The following is a 12,967-nucleotide window of genomic DNA, read 5'->3' on the forward strand; positions in this document are numbered from 1 at the left end:
GCGCAGTCGCGTAAAAATAATTTCAGGTCAGTCGAGAATGACCAGCGCAGGGTACTCGTGCAGTTGCGCAGAGGTGATGTGAGCCAGGGCCCGCAGGGTTTCCAGCGGTTGGTCGAGGCGATAGTTGCCGGTGACCGCTACGTCCTCGAGCTGCGTGTTGCGATTGATGATCCAGCCCGGGTAGTAGCGGCGCACCTCGGCCAGCACCTGGCTCAGCGGGCAGTTCTCGAACACCAGGCGGCCGTCGATCCAGGCCAGGTCCTTGTGCATGTCGGGGCGCTGGCGCTGACCGAAGCCCTGCGGCCCTACGTTGATGCTGTCGCCAGCGCTCAGGCGGATACGCTGGTCACGGCCGCCTTGCAGGTCGACATCGCCGCGCTGCACCCGCACCTGCGCCTCGCCGTCGACGTAACGCACGGCGAAGTCGGTATCGCGTACTTGCGCACGCAATGGTCCGGCCTGCACTTCCAGTGGCAGCCGCGCGCCATCGGGCACCTGGAAATACGCCTCGCCCTGCAGCAGCCGCGCCACCTGGCGGCCGTCGCGCAGGTCGCTGGCGAAGGCCGAATTGGTATTGAGCAACACTTTCGCGCCGTCATCCAGTTGCAAGCGCTGGCGCTCGCCAACCACCGTGAGGTGGTCGGCCTGCAGGCGCATGGGCAGGTTGCCCAGGGTGAACAGGCCCACCAGCAACACCGCGGCGGTAGCCATGGGTTTCCAGTGGCTGCGCAGGCGCCCTCTCCAGGAGCGGCGTTTTTGCTGGTGCAGGTGCCCGGCCACCTGATGCAGCGGGCTACCGTTCCACAGGGCCTCTGCCTCGACATACGCCTCGGCGTTTTCAGGTGCAGCGCAAAGCCAGGCTTCAAAGGCCTGGGTATCTTGTGCATCCGCGCATTGCAGGCGTACCAGCCAGTCCAGCGCCTCGTCCATGGCACGAGCACGGGCGCTAGGCCCGGCGGGTGACGGGCGAGGGGCGGGGCTGTCGGTCACGGTGAATCCTTGAATGGTTTTTTTTCGAATGATCAAGGCTAAGGCGGTGTGTGGCAAGGGCTTTGCGCTGCTGCACTGGCCAGCGGTCGGCTCACTTCAAGCGCTCGGCGACGCCCATGCAGATGGCCATGATCAGTTTCAATTCCTTTTGTACCGTGCTGGACGAAACATTCAGCTGTTCGGCAATTTCCAGGTAGGTGGCGCCATGCAGGCGGCTGAGGATGAATATGCGCTGCTGGCGTTCGCTCAGCTGGTTGAGACTGACGCTCAGGTGCTTGAGCAACTGCTCGGCATGGGCCGCATCTTCGCTGCTGGTGGCGGGGGCGGCGACACTGTGCAGCACTTCGTCGGGCACGTCGTCGACCAGCATGCGTGCCTGCACCCGGCGTGCGCGCAGGTGGTCAAGCGCCAGGTTGCGTGCGGTCTGGAACACGAACGGTTCGATGTGCTCGATGGGCCGTTCGCCCAACGCGCGGGATACCCGCAGGTAGGTTTCCTGCAGCAGGTCCTCGGCCGTGCTGGGATTACCTACCATGCGCTGGAGGGTACGCAGCAGGGTCAGGCGCTGGATGAGGAAAACGGAATTGAACCGGGACTGACTCACGGGTGGACCTGGCCGACGAAAGGTTAATGATAATGCTTATCATCTTTGCGGAAGGTCAAGTGTGGAAGTGTTAGGAAAAGGTAAAGATTGTGAGTAAGGGCTTGAAGGTGCCTGCCGGGGAATTCACATCGGCTGTAAGATCGAGCGCCGCGCGGGCGGCGCTCGGTCTCACAGGCGCAGATAATGGCAAGCCGAACTCACCGCGCCCGGCACAGCGCCAGACAGTTATCCAGCATGCGGTTGCTGAACCCCCACTCATTGTCATACCAGGCCATCACCTTGAGCATGCGCCCGTTGGCCTTGGTGTGGTTGGCATCGAAGATCGACGACAGCGGGTTATGGTTGAAATCGCATGAAACCAACGGCAGGGCGTTGTAGCCCAACACTCTGGAATGCTTGCTGGCTTCGAGAAACAGCTGATTCACCTGCTCGGCCGTGGCTTCACGCTTGAGGTTCACGGTGAGGTCCACCAGCGACACGTTGATCACCGGCACCCGCACCGACATGCCGGTGAGCTTGCCCGCCAGTTCCGGCAGCACCAGGCCCACAGCCTCGGCGGCGCCGGTCTTGCTCGGGATCATCGACTGGGTCGCCGAGCGCGCGCGGTACGGGTCGCTGTGGTACACGTCGGTCAGCACCTGGTCGTTGGTGTAGGCATGGATGGTGGTCATCAGGCCCTGTTCGATGCCGAACTCGCGGTCCAGCACCTGGGCAATCGGCGCCAGGCAGTTGGTGGTGCAGGAGGCATTGGAAATGACCTGGTGCGAAGACCGCAGGATGTCGTGGTTGACTCCGTATACCACAGTGGCATCGGCGCCTTTGGCTGGCGCCGACACAATCACCTTGCCAGCCCCGGCGGCCAGGTGTGCGGCGGCCTTGGTGCGGTCGGTGAACAGACCGGTGCACTCGAACACCACATCGATGGCCTCGGCCTTCCAGGGTAGCTCGGCCGGGTTGCGGATGGCGCTGACCGCAATGCGGTCGCCATTCACCGTCAGGCTCTCATGGTCCGCCTCGACAATGGCATCGAAGGTGCCATGCACGCTGTCGTATTTCAGCAGGTGGGCATTCATGGCGCTGTCGCCCAGGTCGTTGATGGCGACGACCTGCAGGTCCTGGCGGTAGCCTTGGGTATACAGTGCGCGCAGGACGTTGCGCCCGATGCGGCCGAATCCGTTGATGGCGATGCGTAGGGTCATGGCAGTACCTCTGGCAGTCCGAGTGAAACCTGTGGCACAAAGGAGCTTCACTGAAACGGTTTTGTTGTTGGAATTACAAGATTATTCACTATCAGATAGAAAACAAGCCTTTTTAGTGGCAGTATTTTGTTTAAACATACAACGAGTGGTTGGGCGATGTGCCCCCAGCGTTGCACCAGGCCCTTTACCTTGAGCCTAGGCCGCAATCGTTTGGAGGGGAAATGCCCGGTAAACCGCCCTTACAATTAGCCTGGAGTCCAGTACATGCACCCGCGCATCCTTGAGGTCACCCAGCGGCTGATCGAACGCAGCCGTGCCACCCGCGAACGCTACCTGCAGCTGATTCGCGGGGCGGCCAGTGACGGCCCCATGCGCGCCAGCCTGCAGTGCGCCAACTTCGCCCATGGCGTGGCCGGTTGCGGCAGCGACGACAAGCAGACCCTGCGGCTGATGAACGCGGCCAACGTGGCTATCGTTTCGGCGTATAACGACATGCTCTCGGCGCACCAGCCGTATTTGCACTTCCCCGAGCAGATCAAGCAGGCCCTGCGCGAGGTGGGTTCGGTGGGCCAGTTCGCCGGTGGCGTGCCGGCCATGTGCGACGGAGTGACCCAGGGCGAGCCAGGCATGGAACTGGCCATCGCCAGCCGCGAGGTGATCGCCATGTCCACCGCCGTGGCCCTGTCGCACAACATGTTCGATGGCGCGCTGATGCTGGGCATCTGCGACAAGATTGTCCCCGGCCTGATGATGGGCGCCCTGCGCTTTGGCCACCTGCCGACTATTTTCGTCCCGGGCGGGCCGATGGTGTCGGGCATTTCCAACAAGCAGAAAGCCGATGTACGCCAGCGCTATGCCGAGGGCAAGGCCAGCCGCGAAGAGCTGCTGGAGTCGGAGATGAACTCCTACCACAGCCCGGGCACCTGCACGTTCTACGGCACCGCCAACACCAACCAGCTGGTGATGGAAGTCATGGGCCTGCACCTGCCCGGCGCCTCGTTCGTCAACCCGTACACCCCGCTGCGCGACGCGCTCACCGCCGAGGCCGCACGGCAGGTGACGCGCATGACCAAGGCCAGCGGCAGCTTCATGCCGCTGGGCGAAGTCGTCGACGAGAAGGCGCTGGTCAACTCGATCGTCGCCCTGCATGCCACCGGCGGCTCGACCAACCACACCCTGCACATCCCGGCGATTGCCCAGGCGGCGGGTATCCAGCTGACCTGGCAGGACATGGCCCACCTGTCCGAGGTGGTGCCGACCCTGTCCCACGTCTATCCCAACGGCAAGGCTGACATCAACCACTTCCAGGCGGCTGGCGGCATGGCCTTCCTGATTCGCGAGCTGCTCGACGCCGGGCTGCTGCATGAAGACGTCAACACCGTCGCCGGCCCCGGCCTGCGCCGTTACACCCAGGAACCGTTTCTCGACAACGGCAAGCTGGTGTGGCGCGAAGGGCCGCAGCACAGCCTGGACGAGACCATCCTGCGCCCGGTGGCGCGGCCGTTTTCGGCCGAAGGTGGCCTGCGCGTCATGGAAGGCAACCTCGGCCGTGGGGTGATGAAGGTGTCTGCCGTTGCCCCCGAGCACCGCGTGGTGGAAGCCCCGGCGCGGGTGTTCCACGACCAGCAGTCGCTGGCCGATGCGTTCAAGGCCGGCGAGCTGGAGTGTGACTTTGTTGCGGTGGTGCGTTTCCAGGGCCCGCGCTGCAATGGCATGCCCGAACTGCACAAGCTCACGCCCTTCCTGGGGGTGCTGCAGGACCGTGGCTACAAGGTGGCGCTGGTCACCGACGGGCGCATGTCGGGTGCCTCGGGCAAGATCCCTGCGGCTATCCACGTGTGCCCCGAAGCTTATGATGGCGGCCCGCTGGCGCGCGTGCGTGAGGGTGATATGGTGCGGGTCGATGGTGTCGAAGGCACGCTGCGGGTGATGGTGTCGGCCGAAGAACTGGCCAGCCGTGACCTGCCGCCGGCGCCCCAGGGCAACGACCTGGGTTGCGGGCGCGAGCTGTTCGGCTTCATGCGCATGGCGTTCAGCCCCGCAGAGCAGGGCGCCAGTGCATTCACTTCGGCCCTGGAGAACCTCAAATGAAGGACTTGCTGGTTGGCGACATCGGCGGCACCAATGCCCGTTTTGCGTTGTGGCGTGACAACCAGCTGCATGAAGTGAAAGTCTTCGCCACCGAGGATTACACCAGCCCTGAACAGGCCATCGAAGCCTATCTGCAGGGGCAGGGCATTGCTCGCGGTGGCGTGGCCGCGGCCTGCCTGGCAGTGGCCGGGCCGGTCGATGGCGATGAATTCCGCTTTACCAACAACCATTGGCGGCTCAGCCGTACGGCGTTCTGCAGGACCTTGCAGGTCGGGCAGTTGTTGCTGGTCAACGACTTCACCGCCATGGCGTTGGGCATGACCCGCCTGCGCGAGGGGGAGTTTCGCGAAGTGTGCCCCGGCACGGCTGACCCGTCGCGCCCGGCACTGGTCATCGGGCCTGGTACCGGCCTGGGCGTGGGCTCGCTGCTGCGCCTGGGCGAAAAGCACTGGCAGGCCCTGCCCGGCGAAGGCGGGCATGTCGACTTGCCGGTGGGCAATGCCCGCGAAGCGGCGATCCACCAGCAGATCCATGGCCAGATCGGCCACGTCAGTGCCGAGACGGTGCTCAGCGGGGGAGGTCTTGTGCGTTTGTACCAGGCGATCTGCGCGCTGGACGGAGACATACCGCGACACAAGACCCCGGCGCACATCACCGATGCCGCGCTGGGCGGCGAGCCGCGGGCGCTGGCGGTGGTCGAGCAGTTCTGCCGCTTCCTGGGGCGAGTGGCCGGTAACAATGTGCTGACCTTGGGCGCGCGGGGCGGGGTCTATATTGTCGGCGGGGTGATCCCGCGCTTTGCCGAGCTGTTCCTGCGCAGTGGGTTTGCCACAAGTTTTGCCGACAAGGGTTGCATGAGTGGTTATTTTGCCGGCGTGCCGGTGTGGTTGGTGACGGCGGAGTTTTCCGGGTTGCTGGGGGCCGGGGTGGCCTTGCAGCAGGCGCTGGATCACTGACAGTTGAAGGGGGCCGCAGCGCGGCCCGATCGCCGGCAAGCCAGCTCCCACACCGATCGCGACAAGACTGGATTTGTACACTAACTGTGGGAGCCCGGCTTGCCGGCGATGGGCTGCAACTCAGCCCCGGAAGGCAACACCGTACAGCAGGCAAAAGACCTGCAATCAACAAGAGGAAGGACCACCTTGAGCACTGCCGGCAAATCGATCCTGATGGTCGACGACGACCAGGAAATCCGCGAACTGCTGCAAACCTACCTGAGCCGTTCCGGCTTCCAGGTGCATGCCGAAGCGGACGGCAGGGGCTTTCGCCAGGCCCTCGAATCCACCCCTTGCGACCTGGTCATCCTCGACGTGATGCTGCCCGACGAAGACGGCTTCAGCCTGTGCCGCTGGGTGCGCCAGCATCCCCGTCTGGCACGGGTGCCGATCATCATGCTCACCGCCAGCTCCGACGAAGCCGACCGGGTCATTGGCCTGGAACTGGGCGCAGACGACTACCTGGGCAAGCCCTTCAGCCCCCGCGAATTGCAAGCGCGGATCAAGGCCCTGCTGCGCCGTGCCGAATTCGGCCAGGCAGCACCGGTCAGTGCCGTGCTGGCCTTCGACGACTGGCGCCTGGACACGGTCAGCCATCGCCTGTTCCACCGTGACGGTGAAGAGGTGATCCTCTCGGGCGCCGACTTCGCCCTGCTCAAGCTTTTTCTCGACCGCCCACAGCAGATCCTCGATCGTGACACCATCGGCAACGCCACCCGTGGCCGCGAGCCGATGCCGCTGGACCGCATCGTCGACATGGCGGTCAGCCGCCTGCGCCAGCGCCTGCGCGACACCGACAAACCCCCACGGCTGATCCGCACGGTGCGTGGCAGTGGCTACCTGCTGGCTGCGCATGTCTGCAGTGCATCCTGAGCGGCGCTGGCGCCTGCTGCCTCGTTCGCTGCTGGCGCGCATGCTGTTGCTGACCCTGCTGGTGGTGGTGCTGGCCCAGGGTTTGTCGAGCATCATCTGGGTCGCCCAGCTGCGCGCCAGCCAGGTTCAGGGCCTGCGCGCCAGCGCCAGCAGCCTGGCCCATTCGATGAGCGCCAGTGTCAGCTACTTCCGCTCGCTGCCGGTGGCCTACCGGCCACTGGTGCTAGACCAGCTGCGCAGCATGGGGGGCACGCGCTTTTTCGTGTCGCTCAATGCCAAGCCGCTGGACATGCCGGTACTGCCCGTCACGCCGCGCAAGCAGGCGGTGATCGAGGTGTTCCAGCAAGTGCTGCATGAGCGCCTGGGCGCGCAAATGGACATTTCCGTCGAGTTCGTCGCCCCGGATGACCTGCGCATCTTCAACAGTGGCTTGAAGCTCGACGAACTGCCACGCTCCTGGGCGCATTATTCGCTGACCCTGGAGCCGCTCAACCCGCCGGTGCTGGTAACGCAGATCCGCCTGGCTGAGGGCGAGTGGCTGTACATCGCCTCGCTGCTGCCCGAGCCCTACACCAGCCTTGAGGCCGAACGCCTGCCACGCCAGCAGATCGGCTTCATCGTGCTGACCACCGCCTTGCTGCTGTTGTTCATCGGCCTGCTGGTGCACTGGCAGAGCTGGCCGCTGAAACGGCTGGCGCGGGCCGCGCGCGAGATGTCGCTGGGCGCCGATGTGGCGCCGGTGGCCGAAGGTGGCGGCAGTGAAGTGGTCGAAGTGAGTCGGGCGTTCAACAGCATGCGCGAGCGTATCAGCCGCTACCTGACCGAGCGCAGCCAGCTGTTCAGCGCCATTTCCCACGACCTGCGTACGCCGATCACCCGCCTGCGGTTGCGTGTCGAACTGCTCGAAGACGAGCGCCTGCAGGCCAAGTTCAGCCAGGACCTGGACGAACTGGAGCTGCTGGTCAAAGGCGCGTTGCAGTGCGTGAAGGACACTGACATCCACGAGAACATCGAGCCTGTCGACCTCAACCAGGTGCTGGAGATTCTGGCCGAGCCGTACCTGGGCGATGGCCGCATCACGTTGCTGGGGCGGGCGTTGGCGCCGTATGCGGGCAAGCCGCTGGCGCTGCGGCGCTGCATTGGCAACCTGATCGACAATGCCATCAAGTACGGCGAGCGGGCACGGTTGCGCATCATCGACAGTGCCGAGGGGTTTGTGCTGCAGGTGGACGACCAGGGCCCCGGGGTGCCGCAGCAGCAGCTGGAGCAGGTGTTCGAGCCGCATTTTCGCCTGGCCGGGCAGCAGCAGGGGTATGGGCTGGGGTTGGGAATTGCGCGCAACATTGCCCATAGCCATGGCGGGGAAGTGAGTTTGCTGAACCTGCGCGAGGGCGGGTTACGGGTGACCTTGTATCTACCGCGGGGTATGGACTGACTTTATGCGCTGGCAGTTCTGGCCCTATCGCCGGCACGCCAGCTCCCACAATGACCGCACGGGGTTCAAGGTTTGCACTGTAGCTGTGGGAGCTGGCTTGCCGGCGATAGGGCCGTTGCAGGTCACTCAATTGTCACTGTCGAGTGACAAACCTGCCGTCCTTCGTGACATCCGCCCAAATCCCGCTGGCTAGAATTCGCAAACGACTGGCAAGGAGCAAGCTGGCCCATGACCCCCCTCGACCTGCCAGCAACCAGCTGGCTCAACGCCCCGGCCCATTCCAACTGGCGCCAGGCTGAAGCACATCGCCTGCTGGCCTTTGCCAAGGCCGCGAAACTGCCGGACGGCTTCGGTAACCTCGATGCCAAAGGGCAGCTCGCCCCCGGCGCCCGCGCCCAAACCATGAACACCGCCCGCATGACCCACTGCTTCGCCCTGGCCCATCTGCAGGGTGTGCCTGGCTACCTGGCCTATGCCGAGCACGGCGTGACCGCCCTGCGCGGGGCCATGCAAGATGCCCGCTACGGCGGCTGGTTCGCCCACCCCGGCGGCCATGATGACAGCGGCAAGGCGGCCTACCTGCATGCCTTTGTCGCCCTGGCCGCCAGTTCGGCGGTAGTAGCGGGTGTCGACGATGCGCCCGCTTTGCTGGCAGACGCGGCCCAAGTGCTGGAGTCGCATTTCTGGTGCGAAGGGGAAGGCGCCCTGCGCGAAACCTTGTCCCGTGCGTGGCAGTTGCCTGAACCGTATCGGGGCGCCAACAGCAACATGCACGCGACCGAGGCCTTCCTGGCGCTTGCAGACGTCACCCGCAACACGCTGTGGCTGCAACGCGCCCTGCGCATCGCCGAACGCATCATCCATACCCATGCCGCCGCCAACGGCCACCGGGTGATCGAGCATTTCGACGCGTTATGGCAACCGCTGCCGCACTACAACCAGGAACACCCGGCCGACCACTTCCGCCCTTATGGCACCACGCCCGGGCACGCGCTGGAATGGGCGCGGCTGCTGTTGCACCTGGAGGCCAGCCTTGCGCAGGCCGGCCTGCACGCACCGGACTGGCTGCTTGGCAGCGCCCGCGCGCTGTTCGACGGCGCTTGTGGGCAGGCGTGGCATGCCGATGGCGCCCCGGGCTTTGTCTACACCCTGGACTGGGCCGATCGCCCGGTGGTGCACGCGCGTTTGCACTGGGTGCACGCCGAGGCCTGCGCCGCCGCCGCCGCGTTGTTGCAAAGGACCGGCGAGGCGCATTACGAGCAGTGGTACCGGCGCTGCTGGGACTTCATCGCCAACCATTTCATCGACCACACCGCGGGCAGTTGGCACCACGAGCTCGATGCGCTGAACCAGCCGGCCGGGAGCATCTGGCCGGGCAAACCCGACCTTTATCACGCCTGCCAGGCACTGCTGTTGCCCGGCTTGCCGCTGGCGCCGAGCCTGGCCAGCGCCCTGGCCGGCAATGTAACCAGATGATGACATTCAAGCATCGCTTCGTTACCTGACGAGGCGGGCGGGCTGTTTAGACTCCATGCAACGCAAGCGCTCGACTTGCACGGCATAACAACAAGAAAGGTGCTTCGATGAATTCCACACTCCGTCTCGCTGCCGCAATTTCCTTGGCCTCGATACTGCCCTTCAGTGCCCAGGCTGCCGACGCCAAAGGCAGCGTCGAGGTCGTGCACTGGTGGACCTCGGGTGGCGAAAAAGCAGCCGTCGATGTGCTCAAGGCCCAAGTCGAAAAAGATGGCTTCACCTGGAAGGACGGTGCCGTCGCTGGCGGCGGTGGTGCCACTGCCATGACCGTACTCAAGAGCCGCGCCGTGGCCGGCAACCCGCCGGGTGTCGCGCAAATCAAAGGCCCGGACATCCAGGACTGGGCGGCCACCGGGCTGCTCGACGCGGATGTGCTCAAGGGGGTGGCCAAGGCCGAAAACTGGGATTCGCTGCTCGACAAGAAAGTCGCCGATACCGTCAAGTACGACGGTGACTATGTCGCCGTGCCGGTCAACATCCATCGCATCAACTGGCTGTGGATCAACCCTGAAGTGTTCAAGAAAGCCGGTATCGACAAGCCGCCGACCACCCTCGACGAATTCTATGCGGTTGCCGACAAGCTCAAGGCGGCCGGTTTCATCCCGCTCGCCCATGGTGGGCAGCCGTGGCAGGACAGCACGGTGTTCGAAAGCGTGGTGCTGTCGGTGATGGGTGCAGATGGCTACAAGAAGGCCATGGTCGACCTCGACAGCGCAACCCTCACCGGCCCGCAGATGGTCAAGGCGCTGACCGAGCTGAAAAAAGTCGCCACCTACATGGACCCGGATGGCAAAGGCCAGGACTGGAACCTGGAAGCCGCCAAGGTCATCAACGGCAAGGCCGGCATGCAGATCATGGGCGACTGGGCCAAGAGCGAATGGACCCTGGCGAAGAAAACCGCCGGTACGGACTACCAGTGCGTGCCGTTCCCCGGCACCGAAAAGGCCTTCCTGTACAACATCGACTCGCTGGTGGTGTTCAAGCAGAACGACGCCGGCACCGCTGCCGGCCAGCAGGACATTGCCCGCAAGGTGCTGGGCGAGGACTTCCAGAAGGTCTTCAGCAGCAACAAGGGCTCGATCCCGGTGCGCAACGACATGCTGGCCGACATGGGCAGGTATGGTTTTGATGCCTGCGCGCAGACCTCCGCCAAGGACTTCCTTGCCGACACAAAAAATGGCGGCCTGCAGCCGAGCATGGCGCACAACATGGCCACCACGCTGGCCGTGCAAGGGGCGTTCTTCGATGTGGTGACCAACTACATCAACGACCCCAAGGCCGACCCGGCCGATGCGGCGAAGAAGCTGGCGGCTGCCATCAAGTCCGCCCAGTAAAGCGCTGATGGCCCTATCGCCGGCAAGCCAGCTCCCACAGGGTATTCACTGCCTTTGAAAACTGTGGGTTACCTGTGGGAGCTGGCTTGCCGGCGATAGGGCCAGTACCGACAACACAAAAGGCAGAGCCACGCACTGTCTGGGCTTCGGGTACCACATCATGACCACTACAACCGCTCAACTGCGGGCCTCACCCCTGGACGCGCTACAGCGCTGGCTGCCCAAACTGGTGCTGGCGCCAAGCATGATCATCGTCCTGGTGGGCTTCTACGGCTACATCCTCTGGACCTTCGTGCTGTCCTTCACCACCTCGACCTTCCTGCCCACCTACAAGTGGGCGGGCCTGGCGCAATACGCGCGGCTGCTCGACAACGATCGCTGGTGGGTGGCGAGCAAGAACCTGCTGGTTTTCGGTGGCCTGTTCATCGCCATCAGCCTGGTCATCGGCGTGTTGCTGGCGGTATTGCTGGACCAGCGCATCCGCCGCGAGGGCTTCATCCGCACCCTATACCTGTACCCCATGGCGCTGTCGATGATCGTCACCGGCACGGCATGGAAGTGGCTGCTCAACCCCGGCATGGGCCTGGACAAGCTGCTGCGCGACTGGGGCTGGGAAGGCTTTCGGCTGGACTGGCTGATCGACCCTGACCGGGTGGTGTACTGCCTGGTGATTGCCGCCGTGTGGCAGGCCTCGGGCTTCATCATGGCGATGTTCCTGGCCGGTCTGCGCGGCGTCGACCCGTCGATCATCCGCGCTGCGCAAATCGACGGCGCCAGCCTGCCGCGCATCTACTGGCGAGTGGTGCTGCCCAGCCTGCGCCCGGTGTTCTTCAGCTCGCTGATGATCCTTTCGCACATCGCCATCAAGAGCTTCGACCTGGTCGCGGCGATGACTGCCGGTGGCCCCGGGTACTCGTCCGACCTGCCGGCGATGTTCATGTATTCGTTCACCTTCAGCCGCGGCCAGATGGGCATGGGTTCGGCCAGCGCCATGCTCATGCTCGGGGCGATCCTCGCGATCCTCGTGCCTTACCTGTATTCGGAGCTGCGGAGCAAACGCCATGCATAGCCCTGCCCAAAAACCGCCACTGAGCCCCAGCCGCATCGCCATCCACGTGGTGTTGCTGATTGCTGTGCTGCTGTACCTGGTGCCGCTGGTAGTGATGCTGCTGACCAGCTTCAAGACCCCGGAAGACATCAGCACCGGCAACCTGCTCAGCTGGCCCTCGGTGATCACCGGCATCGGCTGGATCAAGGCCTGGGGCACGGTCAGCGGCTACTTCTGGAACTCGATCATGATCACCGTGCCTGCGGTACTGATCTCCACCGCCATTGGCGCGCTGAACGGCTACGTGCTGTCGATGTGGCGCTTTCGCGGTTCGCAGCTGTTCTTCGGCCTGCTGCTGTTCGGCTGCTTCCTGCCGTTCCAGACCGTGCTGCTGCCGGCCTCGTTCACCCTTGGCAAGCTCGGCCTGGCCAGCACCACCAGTGGCCTGGTGCTGGTGCACGTGGTCTACGGCCTGGCCTTTACCACGCTGTTCTTCCGCAACTTCTACGTGAGCATCCCCGAGGCGCTGGTCAAGGCTGCTCGCCTGGACGGAGCCGGGTTCTTCACCATCTTCCGCCGCATCATCCTGCCGATGTCGACGCCGATCATCATGGTCTGCCTGATCTGGCAGTTCACCCAGATCTGGAACGACTTCCTGTTCGGGGTGGTGTTCTCCAGCGGCGAATCGCAACCGATCACCGTGGCCCTGAACAACCTGGTCAATACCAGCACCGGGGCCAAGGAATACAACGTCGACATGGCGGCGGCGATGATTGCCGGCCTGCCAACGCTGCTGGTCTACGTGGTGGCAGGCAAATATTTCGTCCGCGGGCTGACGGCCGGCGCGGTAAAGGGGTAAGTC

Annotated in this window: 11 protein-coding genes; 8 read left to right on the forward strand and 3 right to left on the reverse strand. The window is 64.2% G+C overall.

What is annotated here, in order from left to right:
• Positions 1–27 precede the first annotated feature (27 nt).
• From AC5O5R_RS04815 to gap, 3 genes are all read right to left on the reverse strand, one after another.
• A complete protein-coding gene (locus AC5O5R_RS04815) occupies positions 28–990 on the reverse strand; it encodes a FecR family protein (RefSeq protein ID WP_172224375.1) in 963 nt (320 codons plus the stop codon).
• Between the two features lie 91 nt (positions 991–1,081).
• The gene (locus AC5O5R_RS04820; RefSeq protein WP_172224378.1) at positions 1,082–1,594 is read right to left on the reverse strand and encodes an RNA polymerase sigma factor; all 513 of its coding nucleotides are present in this window, start codon (positions 1,592–1,594) and stop codon (positions 1,082–1,084) included.
• Between the two features lie 197 nt (positions 1,595–1,791).
• Complete coding sequence (gap, locus tag AC5O5R_RS04825) at positions 1,792–2,793, reverse strand: type I glyceraldehyde-3-phosphate dehydrogenase (protein WP_172224381.1); 1,002 nt, start codon at positions 2,791–2,793, stop codon at positions 1,792–1,794.
• 264 nt (positions 2,794–3,057) lie between these two features.
• Here gap and edd point away from each other — a divergent pair, with 264 nt between their 5' ends.
• From edd to AC5O5R_RS04865, 8 genes are all read left to right on the forward strand, one after another.
• Complete coding sequence (gene edd, locus AC5O5R_RS04830; RefSeq protein ID WP_494515016.1) at positions 3,058–4,884, forward strand: phosphogluconate dehydratase; 1,827 nt, start codon at positions 3,058–3,060, stop codon at positions 4,882–4,884.
• Positions 4,881–5,840: a glucokinase gene (locus tag AC5O5R_RS04835; protein WP_172224387.1), complete on the forward strand. Its 960-nt coding sequence runs from the start codon at positions 4,881–4,883 to the stop codon at positions 5,838–5,840. Before edd ends, AC5O5R_RS04835 begins: the two co-directional genes overlap by 4 nt.
• 186 nt (positions 5,841–6,026) lie before the next feature.
• Entirely contained in the window at positions 6,027–6,752 is a 726-nt protein-coding gene (gene gltR / locus AC5O5R_RS04840) for a two-component system response regulator GltR (protein WP_172224390.1), read from the forward strand.
• A complete protein-coding gene (locus AC5O5R_RS04845; RefSeq protein ID WP_172224414.1) occupies positions 6,733–8,187 on the forward strand; it encodes an ATP-binding protein in 1,455 nt (484 codons plus the stop codon). The genes gltR and AC5O5R_RS04845 overlap by 20 nt, the downstream gene beginning before the upstream one ends.
• 228 nt (positions 8,188–8,415) lie before the next feature.
• On the forward strand, positions 8,416–9,663 hold the full coding sequence (locus AC5O5R_RS04850) for a D-mannose isomerase (RefSeq protein WP_172286965.1): 1,248 nt from the start codon (positions 8,416–8,418) through the stop codon (positions 9,661–9,663).
• 107 nt (positions 9,664–9,770) lie between these two features.
• Positions 9,771–11,057, forward strand: coding sequence for an ABC transporter substrate-binding protein (locus tag AC5O5R_RS04855; RefSeq protein WP_494515017.1), 1,287 nt, complete (start codon positions 9,771–9,773; stop codon positions 11,055–11,057).
• A 160-nt stretch (positions 11,058–11,217) separates the two neighbouring features.
• Positions 11,218–12,126 carry a carbohydrate ABC transporter permease gene (locus tag AC5O5R_RS04860; protein ID WP_172224399.1) on the forward strand — a complete coding sequence of 303 codons (909 nt, stop codon included), beginning with the start codon at positions 11,218–11,220 and terminating at the stop codon, positions 12,124–12,126.
• Positions 12,119–12,964: a carbohydrate ABC transporter permease gene (locus AC5O5R_RS04865; protein WP_172224402.1), complete on the forward strand. Its 846-nt coding sequence runs from the start codon at positions 12,119–12,121 to the stop codon at positions 12,962–12,964. Before AC5O5R_RS04860 ends, AC5O5R_RS04865 begins: the two co-directional genes overlap by 8 nt.
• Positions 12,965–12,967: the final 3 nt, after the last annotated feature.

Source organism: Pseudomonas sp. 8_5_2, from assembly GCF_059295255.1.

What these genes read in the sequence shown, in the direction of transcription:
- AC5O5R_RS04860 (WP_172224399.1), top strand. Translation starts at nt 11,218, where the DNA reads ATGACCACTACAACCGCTCAACTGCGGGCCTCACCCCTGGACGCGCTA.
- gap (WP_172224381.1), bottom strand. Translation starts at nt 2,793, where the DNA reads ATGACCCTACGCATCGCCATCAACGGATTCGGCCGCATCGGGCGCAAC.
- AC5O5R_RS04855 (WP_494515017.1), top strand. Translation starts at nt 9,771, where the DNA reads ATGAATTCCACACTCCGTCTCGCTGCCGCAATTTCCTTGGCCTCGATA.
- AC5O5R_RS04850 (WP_172286965.1), top strand. Translation starts at nt 8,416, where the DNA reads ATGACCCCCCTCGACCTGCCAGCAACCAGCTGGCTCAACGCCCCGGCC.
- edd (WP_494515016.1), top strand. Translation starts at nt 3,058, where the DNA reads ATGCACCCGCGCATCCTTGAGGTCACCCAGCGGCTGATCGAACGCAGC.
- AC5O5R_RS04835 (WP_172224387.1), top strand. Translation starts at nt 4,881, where the DNA reads ATGAAGGACTTGCTGGTTGGCGACATCGGCGGCACCAATGCCCGTTTT.
- AC5O5R_RS04845 (WP_172224414.1), top strand. Translation starts at nt 6,733, where the DNA reads ATGTCTGCAGTGCATCCTGAGCGGCGCTGGCGCCTGCTGCCTCGTTCG.
- AC5O5R_RS04865 (WP_172224402.1), top strand. Translation starts at nt 12,119, where the DNA reads ATGCATAGCCCTGCCCAAAAACCGCCACTGAGCCCCAGCCGCATCGCC.